The following is a 19519-nucleotide window of genomic DNA, read 5'->3' as shown; positions in this document are numbered from 1 at the left end:
CCGCTCCCCTCCCCCACCCACCGTCCCCCATCCCGAGTCCCCGTCACCGATCCCCGTCCCCGTCCTCCCCGTCCCGCAACGGCAATGGAGCCCCCGCCATGGATCCCACCGCACAGACGCTCACCCGGGCGCTCACCTTGAGATCAGTCGTCCTGTTCGGCCTCGCGTACATGACCCCGCTGATCGTCCTGGGGACCTTCGGCGTCGTGGCCGGCACCACGGGGGGCGCGGTTCCCACCGCCTACCTGCTCGCGCTCGGGGCCATGCTCTTCACCGCGCACAGCTACGGGAAGATGGCCGCCGCCCACCCCGTGGCCGGCTCCGCGTACACCTATGTCCGCAAGGCCATCGACTCGCGCGTCGGCTTCCTCGTCGGCTGGGCCACCCTGCTGGACTACTTCTTCCTGCCCATGGTCATCTGGCTGATCGGCGGCGCGTATCTCCAGGCCCAGTTCCCGGGCGTCCCGTTCTGGGTGTGGATCATCGGCTTCATCGCCCTGACCACCGCCCTGAACGTGCGGGGCATCAAGACCGCGGAGCGCACGAACGACCTGCTCATGGTCTTCCAGGTGCTGGTGATCGGCATCTTCGTCGTACTCTCGCTGCGGCACGTCGTCCACGTCGGCGGAGCCGGGGCCCTGGCCAGCGCCACGCCGTTCGCCAACCACGCCACGAACCTGGCCGGTGTCTCGGCCGGTGCCGCCATCGCCGCCTACTCGTTCCTCGGCTTCGACGCGGTCACCACCCTCACCGAGGAGACCATCGAGCCGAAGCGGACCATCCCGCGCGCCATCCTCCTCACCGCCCTCTTCGGCGGCGGCATCTTCATCGCGGTCGCCTACACCACGCAGCTGGTCCACCCCGGCAGCACCTTCGACGACCCCAGCTCGGCGGCCTTCGAGATCGCCAAGACCATCGGCGGCGACCTGTTCTCGTCGATCTTCCTCGCCGGCCTGGTCGTCGCGCAGTCCGCGTCCGGGATATCCGCCCAGGCCAGCACGTCCAGGCTGCTGTACGCCATGGGCCGCGACTCGGTGCTCCCCCGCCGGGTCTTCGGCTGGGTGCACCCGCGGTTCCGCACACCCACCCTCAACATCCTGCTCACCGGCGCGGTCGGCCTGGTCGCCCTGCGGCTCGACGTCGCGACCTCCACCTCCTTCATCAACTTCGGCGCCTTCACCGCCTTCACGTTCGTCAACCTCAGCGTCATCGCCACCTTCATCCGCGAGCGCAGGGCCGGAGGCAGCCCCCGCGTCCTGTCGTTCGTGATCGCCCCCGCGATCGGCACCGTGGTCGACCTGTGGCTGCTGATCCACCTCGACACCAAGGCCCAGACGCTGGGACTGATCTGGCTCGCCCTCGGCATCGCCTACCTGGCCTATCTGACGAAGGGGTTCCGGGCCCCGCCGCCGCAGATGGAGTTCACGGAGGACGTCCCCGTGCACGAAGCGGCCTGAGGACCTGAGGGGAGCACCTGAGGGGTCCCGCCGGGCCCGGCGCGGCGGCGCCGGGCCCCAAGGGGCGGCTCTCACCCCCCGGTTCGGCCACCGCCAGAAAAAGATGAGCGCCCTACCTCTTCCACCCATTCTCTTCACATTCCCTCCATGGCCGGCCTTCCATCGGACGGGTTGCCGAATGGATCCTGGGCAGCGTGCCGGTCCCTTCGAGCCGGGACACACCCGGTGCCTGAGACGTCGACGCACTGCGGTGCCCTCACACCGCCCTCCGGACGAGCCGTCCACGGGAGCCGTCGCGCGCGCATGCGGGACGCTGTCGCGAAGGATGGGGAACAGTGATCGACATAACATGCATGAGGCATGCATTACTCCTTGGATGGACGAGCATGAGTCGAGACGACTCGTGAACCTCACAGGCGCCCTCCTCTCAGCCCTGTCCGATGCACTGGCAGGCGCGACGGAATCCGCAGCGGGACACACCGGCGCGACAGCTGCTGCGTTGACCTACTTGGCCCAGCAGCCCGGCTCGGGCATTGATCGACTCAAGGATCCTCTGGGGCGCACTCAATCAGCGACTGTGCGTGTCGTCGACCGGCTGGTGTCTGACGGCTTTGCCGAGCGTCGGCCCGGTCGTAACGGACGATCCGTCTCGGTTTACCTCACGCCCCGAGGCACGGCCGCCCGCACAGTCGATCCTCGACCAACGCCACGGTGTCCTGCACACATCTTTGGCAGTGCTTGACAATCACGAGCGCGAGACCCTGACACTGCTGGTGGAAAAGATCCTGGCCTCGGCGACTCGGAATGCTGCTCATGCTGAGCGGATATGCAGGATGTGCGATCTCGATGCCTGTCCCCGGGAGAGGTGCCCCGCGGACGTCGCGGTGAGATCAGATGAGAACACCCTGCGTTCACCTCCCTCCACGAATTACGCAACGTCAGAGGCGTCGTCGCGATGACCATCGTTCTCTCCCTCATCGCCAGCCTCTTCTGGGGGATGGCTGACTTCCTCGGTGGAATCCCATCGCGCACCCGTTCAGCAATGACCGTTCTTGCCATTGCGCAACCGGCAGGGTTGGCGCTCATCCTGGCGGTGGTCGTGATCCAAGATCGGAAACCGACCTTTGACGGCTCTGCCCTGTGGGCTGTGGGGGCAGGCTTCGCGTCTCTCGATTTTTACGCCTCGTCGCTGCCGCTGCTCCGATGCCATCCCACCCGTACGAGGCCGCCGTGGCAGGCAGCGCCACTAGGTCGTGTCCGGCGGATCTTCGTGGATCAGCCTGCGGCGTCTGGTGCCGTGCATCGCAAGGCGGAGGGTCGTCCTCGTACGGGGCGTACTCGGCTGACTCCGACAACGCGGCGAGGTGCGGTGCTGGGGGCACTCCCCCACTGCCCTGAAAACGGGCGTGGGAGGTACCCCCACCCACGCCCTTCAGGCAGTGGGGGAGTCGCGGGCCCACGAAGATCCGCCGGACACGACCTAGCCGCGGTCCGTCTTCGCTGACCGCGGCTACGACCATGTCACCTGCCGGGACCAGGTTCGTGCCCGCGGAATCCCGCCCGTGATCGATCGCCGGGCCACACCTCACGGCAGCGGACCGGGCGTCTACAGGCGAGTGGTGGAACGTAGTTTTGCCTGGCTGCACGGCTTCCGGCGCCTTCTAGTGCGCTGGAAACGGCGAGCCGACATCCACGAAGCCTTCCTCAAACTCGCCTGCCGCCTGGCCGCCCTGCGCGCCACAGGCGCACCCACCCGGAAGCGAAAGGGCACTCGCCCCAGCCTCGGGAGGGCACCTGCCTGGGCCGAGGTCTCACCTCGCCATGGCGCCCCGCGTACAGATGCCGCCCTCAGTCCTGTCCGACCTGGATGTCAGTCCTGTCGGACGTGGATGTGAGCCAGTCCGACCTGGATGATCGTCCTGCCCAGGACGCGCACGCGCCGGGCGAAGGCTTCCGGCGTCTCCGCGAGGGGCCGCACGGAGCCGATGATCGGCCGGAGCCGTCCGTCCCGCACGCGTTGGGCGAGTTCGGCGAGCCGGGCACGGTCGGGTTCGACGACGAAGAAGACCGCGCGCCCGTCTTTCGGCCGGGCCGTGGGCGGTCCGGCGACGGTGACGAGGGTGCCGCCGGCGCGCACCAGCGCGGCCGAGCGGTCGCCGATCTCGCCGCCGATCACGTCGAGCACGACGTCGACCTCGCCGGCGTCCTCCAGGCGATCGGATCCCAGGTCCCAGAACGCCTCGGCGCCGAGACCGAGTACCGCGTCCCTGTCGTCGGCCCGCCCGGTTCCGATCACGCGGGCGCCGGCCTCGCGGCCGAGCTGGACGGCGAGCGACCCGACGCCGCCCGCGGCACCGTGGACCAGAAGGGTCTGTCCCGCCGCGAGACGGGCGTGGTCGAACAGCGCCTGCCACGCCGTCAGCCCCGAGATGGGCAGGGCGGCGGCCGTCGTGTGGTCGATGTCGGCCGGAAGCGGTGCGAGATTCCGGGCCTCCACCGCGGTGTACTCGGCCAGCGAGCCGTTGCGGGTCCAGTCGGTGAGTCCGAAGACCCGCTGGCCGACGCTGAGGCCGGTGGTTCCGAAGCCCAGCTCGGCGACCACGCCGGACACTTCGTGCCCGGGGACGCTGGGCGTCCGGTCGCGGCCGGCGCGATCCGACCACGTTCCGGGCCAGTCGAGCTCCCCGCGGGTGAAGCCGGCGGCGTGCACGCGCACGATGACGTCGTTCTCGGCGGCGTGGGGATGGGGAATGTCCGTCAGGAAAAGTCCCTCGACCCCGGCTTCTCGGTCTCGAACGGCTACGGCCTGCATGACGATAGGTCCTTGATTCGTGAGGTGAATTGTCCGTGAGGCGAATGAGTCTGCCCCCGGTTCCCGCGCGCCGCGAGAATGGTTCACTGTGGCATGATCCGGCCTGCACTCCGCACCGCCGTGCCGCCGCACCGCAGTTCCCGGGAGCCGGAAGCGGACGGAGATCGGATCGCGCGCATTCGATGCGATGAACACGAACGCGCCGCCGGTACTCGGTATCCGCGGGTTCTCGCCGCCAGCAGGCGCCGCCAGCCCGCGCCGCCGACTCTCGCCGTCAGCTCGGCCAGGGTGCGTTGGTGATGCGCTCCACCGTCGTCACGCGCCGGAATCCGGGGACGAAGTGCTCCAGCACGTCCGCGTTCACGGTGCCGTTCGCGGTCTCCGGGCGGTGCTTGAGGCCCTGGACGAAGGCCTGCAGGAACTCGTTCTTGAAGTCGCCCCGGGGATGGACGGCGGTGACCTCGTCGACGCGGTCGCGGTCCAGCTCGTCGAGGGCGAACCCGAGCACGTCGGTCAGCACGCCGAAATGCGTCGCGGCCGTCTCCGGACCCATGCGGCCGGGAATCCCCGGTGTGGTGTGGAGCGCGATCGCCGTCCAGACCACGTCGGCGGCCGAAGCCGGGAAGCCGCGGTCGAGCAGGAACGAGCGCGCGTGGTCGGCGCCGTCGACCTCGAAACGCTGTGCCGCTTCCGAAAAGGGCCTCAGAAGGCCCGTGTCGTGGAACATGGCGGACAGGTAGAGCAGCTCGGGGTCCGGCTCAAGGCCGAGCCGGCGAGCGTGCATCACGGAGAAAAGGAAAACCCGTCGGGAGTGGTGGAATATGAGAGGACCGGTCGTCTCCCGGACAAGGCGGGTGGAATCGGCGACCGCCGCTGTTTCGGGAATCTCCACTCCCGCAATGATCTCAGTCATGGTCTGCGCACTTCTTACTTTCGGTATGTTACGAATAACGGTGTCCGCGCATTCCAGACTCGCACCGCACGGCATTTCGCGCCGCCCCGGTCCGGCCATGAACCACTCGAATCCGGACAGGAGGGGAAGGGACCATGACCCCAGCCACGCACCAGGTCGCCGTGCTCGTCTACGACGGGGTCACCCTCCTGGACGTCGCGGGCCCCGTCGAGGTGTTCGCCGAGGCGAACAAGCTCGGCGCCGGCTACCGCGTGGTGCTGCTGTCGCCGACGGGTGAGGACGTCACCTCCTCGCTCGGCATCCGGATCGGCGTCGACGACGCGGTGGCCTCGGCGTCCGCGATCCGGACCCTTCTGGTGGCCGGCGCGGACCTGTATCCGCGCGACCCCGTCGCGCGGGACGTGCTCGACGCCGCACGAACGCTGGCACTCCGCGCCGACCGGACCGTGTCCATCTGCACCGGAGCGTTCGTCCTCGCCGCCGCCGGCCTGCTCGACGGCAAGCGTGCCACCACGCACTGGAAGGTCGCCCACGAGTTGGCCGCCCGGTCCCGCGGCAGCCACGTGGACCCCGACGCGATCTACGTCCGCGACGGCGCCACGTACACCTCGGCGGGGGTGACCGCCGGCATCGACCTGGCGCTGGCACTCGTCGAGGAGGACCACGGCCCCGCCCTGGCCCGCGACGTCGCCCGCTCCCTGGTCGTCTACCTGCAGCGCGCGGGCGGCCAGTCGCAGTTCTCCGCCCCGCTTCAGGGACCGCCGCCCCGCTCCCCCGCACTCCGCAGGATCACCGACCTCGTGACGTCGGACCCCAAGGGCGACTACTCACTCGCCGGGCTCGCCGGCCACCTGAACGTGAGCCCTCGCCACGTCACACGCCTCTTCCGCGAGGAACTCTCCACCACCCCCGCTCGCTACGTCGAGATGATCCGCTTCGACATGGCGAAGGCACTCCTCGACCAGGGACACGCCACGGCCCGGGCGGCAGACCTGGCCGGCTTCCCGAGCTACGAGAGCATGCGGCGGGTCTTCGCACGAGAGCTGTCCATGAGCCCGGCGGCGTTCCAGCGGCGCTTCAGCACGACCCGGTGAACGGGGACGCGGTCCGGGGACCGCATCCGCGGTAAAGGGCCTCCCCGAATTCCCGCGGCGTCCGCGCGGGCGCCCCCGATCTGGAAGATGGAAATTTCTTCGAGAAGATTGACACTCGCTCGAAACTTCCGCGACCTTGAAGTCGTCGCCGAACACGGGCGACGCGGGCCGTGGTTGGAGAGCGCGGCCCCCGCATCAGCCACGACTCCCCCACCATGCCCGCACGCCACGGGAGCGATCTCCCCATGAACGACGCCGACAGCCCCCTGACACACCCTCACCGAACCGGCCTCCGGCCGGACCCGCGGCCTCGCCGGGCGCCCGGCGAGGCCGTCTCCGGCGGCTTCCCGGCATCAGGGGCGGCCGGAGCCGACGGGTTGACCCTGTGGTGGCTGGGTCAGGCCGGCTTCGCCCTCCGCCACCGCGAGCGGCTGGTCCTCGTCGACCCCTACCTGTCCGACACCCTCGCCCGGAAGTACCGCGGCACCCTCTTCCCCCCCACACGGATGCACCCAGCGCCGGTGAGACCCGAGGACATCCGCGGTGTCGGCACCGTCCTGTGCACCCACGGACACACCGACCACATGGATCCGGGAACCATCCGCGAACTGCTCCCGCACAACGACCCCCGCTTCGTGGTGCCACGTGCCGAGCGCGCACGTGCCCTGGAGCGCGGGGTTCCCCCCGGCCGGCTGACCGGCACCACCGCGGGCGAGCGCATCACGCTGGACGGCATCACGGTCGAGCCGGTCCCCGCCGCGCACGAGGACCTCGAACAGGACGGGAACGGCGACCACCGCTTCCTCGGCTACGTCCTCGGCATCGGCGGAGCGCGCATCTACCACTCCGGTGACTGCGTGCCCTACCAGGGGCAGGCGGAACTCCTGCGCGACCTGCGCGTCGACCTCGCACTGCTGCCGGTCAACGGGCGTGACGCCCACCGCACCGGCAACGGCGTCCCCGGCAACTTCACCGTGCGCGAGGCGGCCGAGCTGTGCGAGCGGGCCTCGATCCCCCACCTCCTCTGCCACCACTTCGGGTTGTTCGACTTCAACACGGTCGATCCGGCCCGCATTCGAGAGGAACTGCGCGGCAGCGCCACGTCGGTGTCCTGGACCGTGCCGAGCGTCGGCCAGGCCTACGTCCTCACCCCTGGCGAAGCCGCCACCCAGGAGATCCGGTGAACCCCACAGAACTCCCCGAGCAGTTGCGCCGTGTCCGGGTCGTCCCGGTCGTCGCCCCCCGCACGTCCAGCGCTTCGCTCCTCTGGGCGATACAGGGTGCCCGCGGGGCCAGCGGCCGCAACGAGCGCCATGGCCCGGACATCGCCGCGGCGGTCCCCTGACCGCCGCGCGCACCGGGCACGCCAACCGACCACGTACGTCTCACGTATCCGCGAGGGAGAGCATGACCAGCATCGACGAACCCGCCACCGGCAGCGCGCTGGCGGGCAAGGTCGCCATCGTCACCGGCGGCGCCTCCGGCATCGGCGAGGCCGTCGCCCGGATCTTCGCCGCCCACCAGGCCAGGGTCCTCCTCGTGGACCTCGACGGCGAACGGCTCCGGGGCGTCGTCGACTCCATCCGGTCCACGGGCGGCACCTGTGAAGGCGTCGAGGCCGATGTCACCGAGGAGGAGCAGGTGCGGAGTTTCTTCCGGACCGCCGTGGAGGACTGGGGCCGCGTGGACCTCCTCGTCAACAGCGCGGGCCGGGACTCCCTCTCGCCCCCGGTGACCGAGGTGACGCTCGACGAGTGGAACAAGACCATCGGCCCCAACCTGACAGCCGTGTTCCTCTGCTGCCGTGAAGCCTTCCGCGTCATGGAGAAGCAGCCCGCCGGCGGACGCATCCTCAACATGGGATCGTCCTCGGCCCGGCTGGCCTCGGGCCCCGGCCACAGCCCCTACCGGGCCTCCAAGCACGGAATGATGGGGTTCAGCAAGAACATCCTCCTTGAGGGCAGGGACAAGAACATCGGCGTGACGGTGATCAATCCGTCACACGTCAAGACCCCGATGACCGAGATCATCGACAGGGGTCTCTACGACGGCGACATCCCCGCCTACCTGGACGGCTGGCTGGACGACAGGGAAATCGCCGAGGGCATCCACGCCAGTTGCATCGACGTCGACAACGTCGCCGAGGCCTCCCTCTACGTGGCCACGCGCACCCCCGACGTCACCATCCCCCAGATCGCGCTCTACCCGACCCACAAGGCCCACCGCTACGGCATGGAAGTCTGAGGACACGAGCGATGAAGGCAGCAGTACTGCAGTCCGAAGGGGTCCTCCCCCTCACGGACGTTCCCGCCCCCGCCCCGTGGGTGACCGCTCCGTCCTCGTCCGCATCGGAGGCGTGGGCGTCTGCGGCTCCGACGTGCTGAGATTCGGCCGCGGCAAGGCTTACCACTACCCCCTCGTCCTGGGCCACGAGTTCTCCGCCGTGGTCGAGGACGTGCCGCAGGGATGCCGTTTCTCGCCCGGGGACCGCGCGGCGGTCTTCCCCCTCCTGCCGGATCCGGCGGACCCGATGGCACGGATCGGCGAGTACTCCGTCAGCTCCGGCTACGACTGCTACGGATCGCGGCGCGACGGCGCGATGGCCGAGTTCCTGCACGTCCCCGAGGCCAATCTGGTGCCGGTGGCCCGGGACGTACCGCTGGTCCACGCCGCCATGGTGGAGCCGGCGGCGGTCGCCCTGCACGCCATGCTGAAGTTCGAGCTGCCCGCCCACGCGACGGCACTGGTGATCGGAGCGGGGCCCATCGGCGCGCTGGCCGCACAGTGGCTGCGCATCCTCGGCGCCAGCGAGGTGTACGTGGCCGACATCGACGAGCGCAAGCGGGCCGTCATGGCCGGACTCGGATTCCCCGTCGTCGACGCCTCCGCCGCCGACACGGCCGAGCAGCTCCGGGAGCTGACCGGCGGCCGCGGTGCGGACTGCACGGTGGAGGCCAGCGGCCTGCCCGCCACCGCCGTCCAGGCCGTCACCGCGGCGGCCGCGTTCGGACAGGTCATGCTCCTGGGCGACCTGTCCGGGGACCTGACCCTCCCGCGCTCCCTGGTCTCCTCCGTACTCCGCCGGGAGCTGCGCCTGTACGGCACCTGGAACTCGAAGATCACGCCGGCGGGGCGCAGCGAATGGGACATGGTGGTCCACCACCTCGGCCGTGACCTGAAGGTGGCACCGCTGATCAGCCACACCCCGGGCCTGGACGAGGCGCCCCGGATGTTCGCGGACATGCTCGGGCGCCGCACCTGGTACAACAAGGTCGTCTTCGCCCTGGCCGAGGAGGCCCGGGGGGAACTGGCCCGGCCCGGTGTCGTCGGGGGCGCCGTATGAAGGTGGGCGCCAGCCCACCCATGAGGAGCAGGTGCGCTTCCTGCCCGCCTGCGTCGGCTACCTGGCGGGGGCCGAACCGATCACCCGCGAGGTGCTGGCCGCGGCGCGGAGCCTCAAGGTCATCAGCCGCAACGGCGCCGGTGTCGACGCCATCGACCTGGCCGCCGCCGCGGAGCGGGGGATAGCCGTGGAGACCGCCGCGGGGGCCAACGCGCAGGGCGTCGCCGAACTCGCCATCACCCTGATACTCGCCGGACTGCGCCACGTCCCGGCCCAGGACGCGGCTCTCAAGGCCGAGCGCTGGGAGCGGATCGAGGGGCGTGAGCTGGCCGGGCGCACCCTCGGAGTCGTGGGGTGCGGGCAGATCGGCCGGCGGGTGGTCCGGCTCGGGCTCGGGCTCGGCATGTCCGTACGCGCCTTCGACGCGCTGCCCGACCCCGGGTTCGCCCCGGCCGGGAACTTCGCCTACACCACGATGCGGGACCTGCTCGCCCGGTCGGATGCGGTGACGCTCCATTGCCCGCCCGCCGAACGCCCCCTGATCGACCGGGACGCGGTCGCCGCCATGCGGCCGGGTGCGTACCTGGTGAACACCGCCCGATCGGCCCTCGTCGAGGACGGCGCGGTCCTCGAAGCACTGGGCGAGGCCAGGCTGGGCGGATACGCCACGGACGTGTACCACCGGGAACCGCCGGCGCCCGACGAGTTGATCCGCCACCCCCGGGTGATCACGACACCCCACGTCGGGGGATACACCACGGAGAGCGTGGAACGCGCGACCTGGGCGGCCGTGGAGAATCTGCTACGGATCCTCACCACACCTTCCTGAACCACCGCGGAGCGAGTCATGGTCGTCCCGGCAGAAGACGCCGGCAACGTGCTGCACCTCATCAACAGCAAGCTGCCCTACCTACCGACCGCCTTGCGCACCATCGGCGAACACCTCCAGGCCCACCCGCAGCAGGCCCAGGCGATGACCATCTCGCAGCTCGCCTCGGCCTGCCGCGTGGCCGAGTCCACGGTTTCCCGGTTCGTGCGCGAGCTGGGTATGGACAGCTACCACGCGCTCCGTGTCAGCCTCGCCGAGGCCACCTTCGCCACGCGGACGTCCGGGGCCCGGGTCGGCGAGGGGTTCGTCTACGAGGGCATCCTCCGGGGCGACGAGCCCGCCTCCATCGTCGGCAAGATCGAGCGCAGCAGCCGCCAGGCGCTGGCCCAGACCGCCCAGCAGGTCAGCCGCGAGGCCCTCGGCCGGGCCGTGGACCTGTTGCAGGACGCGGCCACGGTGGTCTTCTGCTGCATGGGCGCCTCCAGCATCGCCGCCGAGGAAGGGGTCCTGCGGTTCACCCGGGCCGGCAAGAAGTGCCTGCTCTATCGCGATCAGAGTGTCCAGGTCATGCTGGCCACGATCCTGACCCCGCAGGACGTCCTGATCGGGATCAGCGACTCCGGCAAGTCCAGCTCGATCGTCGAGGCGATGCGCCTGGCCCGGCGGACCGGCGCCCCCTCCATCGGCATCACCTCTGCCGAGGACAGTCCTGTCGCCCAGCTCAGCGACGTCCCGCTGTACACCTCGAACCTCCCCGGAGAGGGGTTGTACGGGGAGTCCGTCACCTCCAAATGGGGACAGCTCCTGCTGATCGACATCCTCTATGCCAGCTACGCGGCACGTCACTTCGACGGGACTCTGCACCATCTGAAGGAGACGTACGAGGCAGGCATCCGCCACTCCCGATCCCCGCGCCCCGGACGGACTGAGGGCTGACGGGCCGAGCGGCGCCGGTGTGCCGCGCCTGCGGGGAAGCCGGGCCCGAGCCGGCGCCGCACCTCGCCGGAGCGTGGCCCGGATCCGTCCTTAGGGGTCCTTGCACTATGAGCGTCCGATCAGGTCGCGCGGTCTGGTGCTGGGGGCACTCCCCACTGCCCTGAACGGGCGTGGGAGGTACCCCCACCCACGCCCTTCAGGCTGTGGGGGAGCATCGCAAGGCGCCGGAGAGTCCTCGATGGGGGTCCCCCCGCGCGAGCGAAGCCGAGAGTGGGGGAGGAGCTACCAGGGCTTTTTCGGCAACGCGGCGAGGTGCGGTGCCAGGCCGCGCGAGCCGGGCGGGCACAGTGCAAGGACCCCTTAGCCGAGGTGAGAACGACGGGCTTCCGGCTCGGCGCCGAGCACTCCGCTCAGCTCTACGCCCACGCCCGGCGCAGCCCCCACGCCTCGCGGACCGCGCCACCCGGCCCGCGCGACCCCGCGCCTCGCCGCCCGCCCGGACCTCACGCGTTGCGGATCGCCGCTACCGCCTGGAGCCCGAGTTCCTCGACGGACACCTGGCGCATCTCGACCTTGCGGATCTTGCCGGTGACGGTCATCGGGAAGTCGTCGACGACCTTCACGTACCGCGGGATCTTGTAGTGCGCCAGCTTGCCGCGGCAGAACTCGCTCAGCGAGGCGGCCGTCAGCGGCTCGGCGCCCGGTCGCAGCCGCACCCAGGCCATCAGCTCCTCGCCGTACCGCTCGTCCGGCACCCCGATCACCTGGGCGTCGACGATGTCGGGGTGCGTGTGGAGGAACTCCTCGATCTCCCGGGGATAGACGTTCTCCCCGCCCCGGATGACCATGTCCTTGATCCGGCCGACGATGTTGACGTAGCCCTCGTCGTCCATCACCGCGAGGTCGCCGGTGTGCATCCAGCGCGCGGCGTCGATGACCTCGGCGGTCCTGTCCGGCTCGTTCCAGTAGCCGCGCATCACCGAGTAGCCGCGGGTGCAGAGTTCGCCCGGCGTCCCGCGCGGGGCGGTCAGCCCGGTCGCCGGGTCGACGACCTTGACCTCCAGGTGCGGGTGCACCCGGCCGACGGTGGAGGTGCGCCGGGCGAGGGAGTCGTCCGCACCGGTCTGCGTCGAGACCGGCGAGGTCTCGGTCATGCCGTAGCAGATGGCCACCTCGGTCATGCCCATCTCCCGCACGACCCGGTTCATCACCTCCACGGGGCAGGGCGATCCGGCCATGATCCCCGTGCGCAGGGAGGAGAGGTCGTAGTCGGAGAAGTCCGGCAGGCCCAGCTCGGCGATGAACATCGTGGGCACCCCGTACAGCGAGGTGCAGCGCTCCTCCTGCACCGCCCGGAGGGTGGCGGCCGGGTCGAAGCCGGGGGCCGGGATGACCGCCGTCGCGCCGTGCGAGGTGCAGGCCAGGTTGCCCATGCCCATGCCGAAGCAGTGGTAGTAGGGCACCGGTATGCACACCCGGTCGGCCTCGGTGTAGGAGCAGCCCTCGCCGACGAAGAAGCCGTTGTTGAGGAGGTTGTGATGGGTGAGCGTGGCGCCCTTCGGGAAGCCGGTGGTCCCGGACGTGTACTGGATGTTGATCGGGTCGTCGGCTGACAGCTCCTGCTCGCGCCGGGCCAGCAGGCCGCGGTCGCCGGCGCGGCCGGTCTCCATCAGCCGCTCCCACTCGGGGTCGCCGACGAACACGACCTCGCGCAGCTCGGGGCAGTCGCCGCGCACCTCGGCGACCATCGCGCGGTAGTCGCCGGTCTTGAACGACGGCGCGCTGACCAGCACCGAGATGCCCGCCTGCCCCAGCACGTACGCCAGCTCGTGCGTGCGGTAGGCCGGGTTGATGTTGACCATGATCGCGCCGAGCTTGGCCGTCCCGTACTGGACGAAGGCCCACTCGGCGCAGTTCGGCGCCCAGATGCCGACCCGGTCCCCCTTGCCCACGCCGAGCGCGTCCAGGCCGAGCGCGCACGCGTCGACGTCGGCGACCAGCCGCGGATAGCTCCAGCGCCGGCCGGTGGCGCACTCGACCAGCGCCTCGTGGTCGCCCACCCGCGCGGCCGTCCTGTCCAGGTTCGCCCCGATCGTGTCCCCGAGCAGGGGGACCGTGGAGGTTCCGCTCGCGTACGACAGCAACGCGGGCGCGCTCGACGCCTCGGCCGGGCCAGACACACTCATCGCGCTCAACCTCTCGCTCTCCGTCCGGGGCCGCCCCCGAGCCGGGCGCCGTCCAGCGGCCGGCCCGTCGCCCACCACCTACCCCGTACCCCACGGATCACCATCCGTCAGGCCTTCAGGAAGGACGCGGGGGGCACCGCCCGTCAAGCCCTCGGACGGGACGAGAGGCCGAAGCGCCCCACCGCGACGGCCATGACCGGCAGCGGTCGGCCCCGAGCCGGCGGCCCCGAGCGGGCAGCCCGGCTAGGACCCGGCGCCGATCCCGGTCAGCGCACGCACTTCCATCTCCGCGTGCTTGTCCGGGTCCCCGGGGTGCCTGCTGAACACGGTGCCGAGGAATCCGCACACGAAGGAGAGCGGAATCGACACGAGGCCCGGGTTGGTGAGCGGGAACCAGTGGAAGTCGACGCCCGTGACGATCGACGTGGAGGTGCCCGAGACCGCCGGCGAGAAGAGGATGAGCACGAGGCAGGACCCCAGGCCGCCGTAGATGCTCCACAGCGTTCCCGAGGTGTTGAAGCGCTTCCAGTACAGCGTGTAGAGCATCGTCGGCAGGTTGGCGGACGCGGCGAGCGCCAGGGCCAGCGACACGAGGAAGGCGACGTTCTGGCCGTCGGCCACGATGCCTCCGACGATGGCCAGGAAGCCGACCGCGATCGCGGTCAGGCGGGCGACCCGTACCTCGGAGCGGGGATCGGCCTTCCCGCGCCGGATCACGTTGGCGTAGACGTCGTGGGCGAACGAGGCCGAGGCCGCCAGGGTCAGCCCGGCCACCACCGCGAGGATCGTCGCGAAGGCCACCGCCGAGACGATCCCCAGGAGCACCACTCCACCGATGTGGAAGGCGAGCAGGGGCGCCGCGGAGTTCTCCCCGCCCGGTGCGTGGACGATGGCGTCGGAGCCGACCAGGGCCGTGGCGCTGTACCCGACGATCAGGATCGCCAGGTAGAACGTGACCATCGACCAGGAGCACCACACCACCGAGCTGCGTGCCTCCTTGGCGGTGGGCACGGTGTAGAAGCGCATCAGCACGTGCGGCAGGCTGGAGGTGCCGAGGACCAGCGACAGGGCCAGCGAGACGAAGTCGAGCCGGCTGATCGAGGTCGCGCCGTAGGAGCTGCCCGGCTGGAGCAGCTTCTCGCCCAACGGGCTGTGCTGGGTGGCCTGTTCCAGGAGCGAGGAGAGGTTGAATCCGAACTTGCCGATGAGGAAGACCGTCATGAAGGTCACGCTCACCAGCAGCAGGCTGGCCTTGATGATCTGCACCCAGGTGGTGCCCTTCATCCCGCCCACCAGGACGTAGAAGACCATGACGATTCCCACGCCCGTGATGAGAAGCGCCTGCCCGGCCCTGGTGTGCACGTCCAGCAGCAGGGCGATCAGCCCGCCGGCGCCGGCCATCTGGGCGAGCATGTAGAAGAACGTGATCACCAGGGTGGCGTTGGCCGCCGCGGCCCGCACCGGGCGCTGCCTCATGCGGAAGGCCATCACGTCGCCCATGGTGAAGCGCCCGGTGTTGCGCAGCCTCTCGCCGATGAGCAGGAGGGCGACCAGCCAGGCGACGACCCATCCGACGGAGTAGAGGAACCCGTCGTAGCCATGGACCGCGATGGCCCCGGAAATACCGAGGAAGGAAGCGGCGGAGAGGAAGTCGCCGGACATCGCGACGCCGTTCTGCAGACCGGTGAAGGCGCTGCCCGCGGCGTAGTAGTCGGACGTCGTCTGGTTTCTGGTGGTGGCCTTGTAGACGATGAACAGGGTGATGAAGACGAACACCAGGAACACGCTCAGATTGAGCGTGGGGCTACCGGCGGCCGGAGCCGCGAGCTGCGATGTCATTTACTGCCGGCTCCCGCCAGTTCGTTGATCCTGTCCACCTGCGGATCGATCCTCTTCCGGGCGAATCGCTGGTACGCCATGACGATCGCGAGGGTGGTCACGAACTGCATCAGGCCCAGGACCGTGCCGGTGTTGATTTCGCCCACCAGCTTGTGGCTCATGAACGTGTGGGCGTAGGCGGACAGCAGAGCGAACGTCATGTACCAGAAGAAGAAGAGCAGGCTCATCGGAAAGACGAACAGCCGCAGCCTTCTGCGCAGCCGCACGAAATCCGGGCTGTTCCGAATCGCCTCGTAGTCGGGCCCGGCCTCGTCGCGGGGGTCCGTGAACCGCCCCTCACCACGCAGGTCCGTGAACTGCCGTTCACCGCGCGGGTCCATGAACTCCCGGCCGGCAGACCGCTCGGAAGTTTCGACGGTGGGCGACCACGCCGGTTTGGTCACTTTCCCCTCCTGGGGTATTCGGGTTCCCCTCCCGGATGTTCGGGCAGGAAGGCCGACCGGTGCTCCGGTGGCGAGAGCCGGGAAGGGTGAGCCGTGGCCCGTTGAGCCGTGGAAAGTGTAGTGAGGCGGCCCACGCCGTCAAACAACACCCCCTCCCCCACCGGATACACACAGAACCTACACGATTCCCTCGAGGCGCCTCCGGGCACTGCGCCGCACACCCCTCGGCCGCCATGCGGTCAGGAGTTTAAAGAGGCTTGATCCGCCGCTGGTTGGGTGTTTACACATATCGAACATGTGGGCGTGCGGTGCCGCTCCTCGGCCCGCCGGTAAAAGCGAACTCGCGACTGCGGGATTGCCCGCCACCGCTCAGGTGGAGCCGGGGATCGGCTTGTTACCGTCCCGTTAGCTGCCCTAAACTCATCCGCGCAACCCAGAGCTTGACGGGCAGGCACATAACCAGCCGGATCGGGTCGAGCCCGAGAGGGGGAGGTGGAGCAATCAATGGATTTTCCGGCACGTACTCCCCGCGTTGCCTGGTCCCCCCCGCCCCCTTGCCTGGGCCTTCCCTTAGCATTCCTGAGATGCTCCCCCACCGGCCGGCCCAGGGGGACGAGGGCGCGGGCATATGCCCGCTCCTAGGTTCGCCCACGTGGCGTGACCGCGGGTAGTTCGCTCCACCTCGCCGGCATCGCCCTTTGCCGCCGGACATTCCACGTCCTGTTCAGGGGAAACCCAGGAGAAACGCCACCGTGATAGGTCCCTGTGAGCAAACCGTTCCGACTGCGGAGCTCAGCTCGTGACCGCGGCGAGGCACGCGGCCATGCGGCCGGTCCGGCCATCGCGGTGGGCCCCGCTCGTGCAGTGGCGGAACTGGCGGCTGCTGGTGAAGCTCGGGGCGGTGCTGATGGTGCCGGCCGTGCTCGCCGTCGGCCTGGGCGTCGTCCAGATCCGGGGAGACGTCAAGCAGGCCAACTCCTTCTCGGACATGCAGCATCTGGTCAAGATGCGTAGCGAGCTGCGGACCCTGCTGGACACCCTCCAGATGGAACGCACCATGTCCGTCGAGCGGCTGGGCGACAGCGTTCACCTTGAACCATCCGATCTGCGGATGCAGACGAGCCGCGTCGACAGCGCCCGAAAGGCCGTCACGAGCACCAGGAACCGGGAGGTCTCCCTCCACGGTGTCGCGGCGAACCGCTATCGGGACGCCGCCCACCTCCTGACCCGCCTGCCCGCTCTGCGCGCGCAGGTGGCGTCCGGGCACATCGCCTCCTGGACCGCGCTCAGCGACTACAGCACGATCATCACGGGCGTGCTCAACCTGGACCAGGCGCTCTTCAGCCCCTTCAGCGTTCCCCAGCTCTCCAGGTCGGCAACGACGTTGTACGACCTGGAGGCGATCGTGGAGCAGGTCCACCTCCAGCACGTGATCGTGCTGCAGGCGGCCAGCCCGGGCCACTCGATGACCCCGGCGCTCCTGAGGGATCTCCAGGAGTCCGACATCCGCATGCGGGACGGCCTCGGCGACTTCCGGACCGTGGCCGCCCCCGAGGAGCTGAAAGACTACCAGCGGACGGTCACTGGGCCGTCCGTCGACTGGCGCGAGCGGACGGTGAACAAGGCGCTGGCCATGACCCCCGGGGCGGCCGCACAGCAGGTCGGCACCACCTCGCTGCCGCTCCAGGTCGAGAAGTGGAACCACGCCTCGGAAGACACCGGAATGCTCCTCGACAAGGTGGGGGACGACCTCACCCGCTCGTTGCGCACCACCTCGGCCCAGTTGCAGGACCAGGCCAGCGACCGCGCGGGCATGGCGTCCGTGCTCGTCTTCGCGGTGCTGCTGCTCGCCTTCGCCATCGGCCTCGCGATCGGCCGGCACCTGCTGCGGTCGCTGACCGTCCTGCGGACGACGGCACTCGACGTGGCGGAGCACCGGCTGCCCGCCGCGGTCATGAGCATGCGCGAGGGGCAGACGACGAACGCCGAGGTGGACGTCGTGCCGGTGCACACCACGGAGGAGTTCGGCCAGCTCGCCAGGGCCTTCGACACGGTGCACTCCCAGGCCGTGCGCCTGGCGGCGGAGCAGGCCGGCCTGCGCGGTGACCTCAGGAACACCCTCGTCAACCTCTCCCGGCGCAGCCAGAGCCTGGTGGACCGCCTGCTGCTGCTGATGGAGCAGCTCGAACGGCGCGAGGAGGACCCGGACCAGCTGGCCAGCCTCTTCACACTCGACCACCTGGCAACCCGTATGCGGCGCAACAACGAGAACATGATGGTGCTGTGCGGCAGCACGCTGCTGCGCTCGTCCCGCCAGCGTGTGTCGCTGGACACGGTGCTGCGGAGCTCCGTCTCCGAGATCGAGCGCTACCAGCGCGTGCTCGTCCACCCGACGCCTCCCGTCGACGTGACCGGGTACGCGGCCGGCGACCTGGGGCGGCTCGTCGCCGAGTTGCTGGACAACGCCACCGCGTTCTCGCCGCCGCACACCCAGGTGGTCATCGGCGGCGGATGGGAGCACGACGGCTCGGTGCTGCTGGAGATCCAGGACGAGGGAATCGGGATGAGCGAGAGCGACCTCGCCATGGCCAACCAGCGCGTGGCGACGCCCGGCTCCGCTGACGCCCCCGCGTCCCGGCAGCTGGGACTGCTCGTGGTCGGTCGGCTGGCCACCCGGCACGGCATCACCGTCAGGTTCAGCTCTCCACCGGGCCGCAGCGGGGTACGGGCCGAGGTGCGCATATCGGCCACACTCGTCAAGACGCAGGCGCAGTCCCCTACCGACCGGCAGGGGCCCATGGCGGAACGGCCCCTCACCGGCAGGATTCCGGGGCAGGCGAACGGCGACCGGTTGAAGCGCCCGCATGGCTCGTCGGCCTCGCGCACACTTCCCGGCGACCGGGGACCGGCGGCGGACCGCCCGGCGGCCGGACCCGCTGCCCGCCGCCCGGCCGGGCGAGCCGCGCAGCAGTCCGGCGGGGAGAACGACCTCACGCAGGCCGGGTTGCCCAGAAGGCCCTCGTCCGCGCAGTCCGGTCCACAAGTCCGCGCTGAGCGGCCCGCAGCCTCGCAAGGGCGGGCCGAGCGGCCCCCCACCAGGGAAGGCACGGCTCCGGGCCTGGCCGCCGGCCGCGCCCACAGCTTCCTCAGCAGCTACCAGGCGGGCCTTCGTCGGGCACGGCCCGACCAGACGCAGAACCCATCGGCGACGGGCAGGGAGAAGCCATGACATCACCCCAATCCGGGGAGGTGAGCCAGTTCGGATGGCTGGTCACCGACTTCATCGAGCGCGTTCCCACCGTGGCGCACGTCGTGGTGATATCCGCCGACGGCCTGCTGCTCACCGCATCGGAGGGCCTGGCGGACGAACGTGCCGACCAGCTCTCCACCATCGCGGCCGGCGCCGTCAGCCTGATCCACGGCGCTGCCGAGTGCATGGACACCGGGGAGGTGCGGAGCACGGTGATCCAGATGGAGGGCGGCAACATGCTGATGATGTCGATCCGCGACGGCTCGTGCCTGGTCGCCCTGGCGGCCCCCGACTGCGAGATAGGCCAGATCGCCTACGAGATGTCGGTGCTCGTGGACCAGGTCGGCGAGATGCTGACCCCGGAACTCCGCACCGAGCTCCACCAGTCCCGGCAGACTGCGGCCTGAAGGCGCGGAC

The 19519-nt window shown here is 70.0% G+C and carries 15 protein-coding genes and 1 pseudogene; 11 read left to right on the top strand and 5 right to left on the bottom strand.

What is annotated here, in order from left to right; all coding sequences use genetic code 11:
- Positions 1 to 98 precede the first annotated feature (98 nt).
- Positions 99 to 1457, top strand: coding sequence for an APC family permease (locus Sm713_RS05510; protein WP_212908538.1), 1359 nt, complete (start codon positions 99 to 101; stop codon positions 1455 to 1457).
- Positions 1458 to 2941: 1484 nt separating this feature from the next.
- Positions 2942 to 3181: pseudogene (locus tag Sm713_RS05505) on the top strand (IS5/IS1182 family transposase); the annotation flags it as partial.
- Positions 3182 to 3327: 146 nt separating this feature from the next.
- Here Sm713_RS05505 and Sm713_RS05500 read toward each other — a convergent pair.
- Positions 3328 to 4269 carry an NADP-dependent oxidoreductase gene (locus tag Sm713_RS05500; RefSeq protein ID WP_212908537.1) on the bottom strand — a complete coding sequence of 314 codons (942 nt, stop codon included), beginning with the start codon at positions 4267 to 4269 and terminating at the stop codon, positions 3328 to 3330.
- A 274-nt stretch (positions 4270 to 4543) separates the two neighbouring features.
- Entirely contained in the window at positions 4544 to 5182 is a 639-nt protein-coding gene (locus tag Sm713_RS05495; RefSeq protein WP_212908536.1) for an HD domain-containing protein, read from the bottom strand.
- 134 nt (positions 5183 to 5316) lie between these two features.
- On the opposite strand from Sm713_RS05495, the gene Sm713_RS05490 reads away from it, so the two are divergent.
- The 7 genes from Sm713_RS05490 to Sm713_RS05460 all read left to right on the top strand — a co-directional run bounded on the left by Sm713_RS05490 (position 5317) and on the right by Sm713_RS05460 (position 11384).
- On the top strand, positions 5317 to 6276 hold the full coding sequence (locus Sm713_RS05490; RefSeq protein WP_212908535.1) for a GlxA family transcriptional regulator: 960 nt from the start codon (positions 5317 to 5319) through the stop codon (positions 6274 to 6276).
- A 245-nt stretch (positions 6277 to 6521) separates the two neighbouring features.
- Entirely contained in the window at positions 6522 to 7460 is a 939-nt protein-coding gene (locus Sm713_RS05485) for an MBL fold metallo-hydrolase (protein ID WP_212908534.1), read from the top strand.
- The gene (locus Sm713_RS05480) at positions 7457 to 7621 is read left to right on the top strand and encodes a hypothetical protein (RefSeq protein WP_212908533.1); all 165 of its coding nucleotides are present in this window, start codon (positions 7457 to 7459) and stop codon (positions 7619 to 7621) included. Before Sm713_RS05485 ends, Sm713_RS05480 begins: the two co-directional genes overlap by 4 nt.
- A gap of 62 nt (positions 7622 to 7683) precedes the next feature.
- Positions 7684 to 8520, top strand: coding sequence for an SDR family oxidoreductase (locus tag Sm713_RS05475; protein ID WP_212908532.1), 837 nt, complete (start codon positions 7684 to 7686; stop codon positions 8518 to 8520).
- Between the two features lie 76 nt (positions 8521 to 8596).
- Entirely contained in the window at positions 8597 to 9619 is a 1023-nt protein-coding gene (locus Sm713_RS05470) for a galactitol-1-phosphate 5-dehydrogenase (protein ID WP_212908531.1), read from the top strand.
- Between the two features lie 31 nt (positions 9620 to 9650).
- On the top strand, positions 9651 to 10448 hold the full coding sequence (locus tag Sm713_RS05465) for an NAD(P)-dependent oxidoreductase (RefSeq protein ID WP_212908530.1): 798 nt from the start codon (positions 9651 to 9653) through the stop codon (positions 10446 to 10448).
- 18 nt (positions 10449 to 10466) lie between these two features.
- Complete coding sequence (locus Sm713_RS05460; RefSeq protein WP_212908529.1) at positions 10467 to 11384, top strand: MurR/RpiR family transcriptional regulator; 918 nt, start codon at positions 10467 to 10469, stop codon at positions 11382 to 11384.
- Between the two features lie 503 nt (positions 11385 to 11887).
- On the opposite strand, the gene Sm713_RS05455 is transcribed toward Sm713_RS05460, so the two are convergent.
- From Sm713_RS05455 to Sm713_RS05445, 3 genes are all read right to left on the bottom strand, one after another.
- Positions 11888 to 13570, bottom strand: coding sequence for an AMP-binding protein (locus Sm713_RS05455; RefSeq protein WP_212908528.1), 1683 nt, complete (start codon positions 13568 to 13570; stop codon positions 11888 to 11890).
- 243 nt (positions 13571 to 13813) lie between these two features.
- Complete coding sequence (locus Sm713_RS05450; protein WP_212908527.1) at positions 13814 to 15409, bottom strand: cation acetate symporter; 1596 nt, start codon at positions 15407 to 15409, stop codon at positions 13814 to 13816.
- Positions 15406 to 15852 carry a DUF485 domain-containing protein gene (locus Sm713_RS05445; RefSeq protein ID WP_249416113.1) on the bottom strand — a complete coding sequence of 149 codons (447 nt, stop codon included), beginning with the start codon at positions 15850 to 15852 and terminating at the stop codon, positions 15406 to 15408. Before Sm713_RS05445 ends, Sm713_RS05450 begins: the two co-directional genes overlap by 4 nt.
- Positions 15853 to 16651: 799 nt before the next feature.
- Between Sm713_RS05445 and Sm713_RS05440 the strand changes: the two genes are divergently transcribed.
- Both Sm713_RS05440 and Sm713_RS05435 read left to right on the top strand, forming a co-directional pair.
- A complete protein-coding gene (locus Sm713_RS05440) occupies positions 16652 to 19081 on the top strand; it encodes a nitrate- and nitrite sensing domain-containing protein (protein ID WP_212908526.1) in 2430 nt (809 codons plus the stop codon).
- On the top strand, positions 19078 to 19509 hold the full coding sequence (locus tag Sm713_RS05435; RefSeq protein WP_212908525.1) for a roadblock/LC7 domain-containing protein: 432 nt from the start codon (positions 19078 to 19080) through the stop codon (positions 19507 to 19509). Before Sm713_RS05440 ends, Sm713_RS05435 begins: the two co-directional genes overlap by 4 nt.
- Positions 19510 to 19519: the final 10 nt, after the last annotated feature.

Source organism: Streptomyces sp. TS71-3, assembly GCF_018327685.1.
Lineage (GTDB): Bacteria > Actinomycetota > Actinomycetes > Streptomycetales > Streptomycetaceae > Streptomyces.
This window is presented reverse-complemented; position numbering and strand designations above follow the sequence as displayed.

Excerpts from the sequence above, each read along its gene's own strand:
- Sm713_RS05455 (WP_212908528.1), bottom strand. The coding sequence starts at position 13,570 with ATGAGTGTGTCTGGCCCGGCCGAGGCGTCGAGCGCGCCCGCGTTGCTG.
- Sm713_RS05510 (WP_212908538.1), top strand. The coding sequence starts at position 99 with ATGGATCCCACCGCACAGACGCTCACCCGGGCGCTCACCTTGAGATCA.
- Sm713_RS05460 (WP_212908529.1), top strand. The coding sequence starts at position 10,467 with ATGGTCGTCCCGGCAGAAGACGCCGGCAACGTGCTGCACCTCATCAAC.
- Sm713_RS05490 (WP_212908535.1), top strand. The coding sequence starts at position 5,317 with ATGACCCCAGCCACGCACCAGGTCGCCGTGCTCGTCTACGACGGGGTC.
- Sm713_RS05485 (WP_212908534.1), top strand. The coding sequence starts at position 6,522 with ATGAACGACGCCGACAGCCCCCTGACACACCCTCACCGAACCGGCCTC.
- Sm713_RS05450 (WP_212908527.1), bottom strand. The coding sequence starts at position 15,409 with ATGACATCGCAGCTCGCGGCTCCGGCCGCCGGTAGCCCCACGCTCAAT.
- Sm713_RS05500 (WP_212908537.1), bottom strand. The coding sequence starts at position 4,269 with ATGCAGGCCGTAGCCGTTCGAGACCGAGAAGCCGGGGTCGAGGGACTT.
- Sm713_RS05475 (WP_212908532.1), top strand. The coding sequence starts at position 7,684 with ATGACCAGCATCGACGAACCCGCCACCGGCAGCGCGCTGGCGGGCAAG.
- Sm713_RS05435 (WP_212908525.1), top strand. The coding sequence starts at position 19,078 with ATGACATCACCCCAATCCGGGGAGGTGAGCCAGTTCGGATGGCTGGTC.
- Sm713_RS05495 (WP_212908536.1), bottom strand. The coding sequence starts at position 5,182 with ATGACTGAGATCATTGCGGGAGTGGAGATTCCCGAAACAGCGGCGGTC.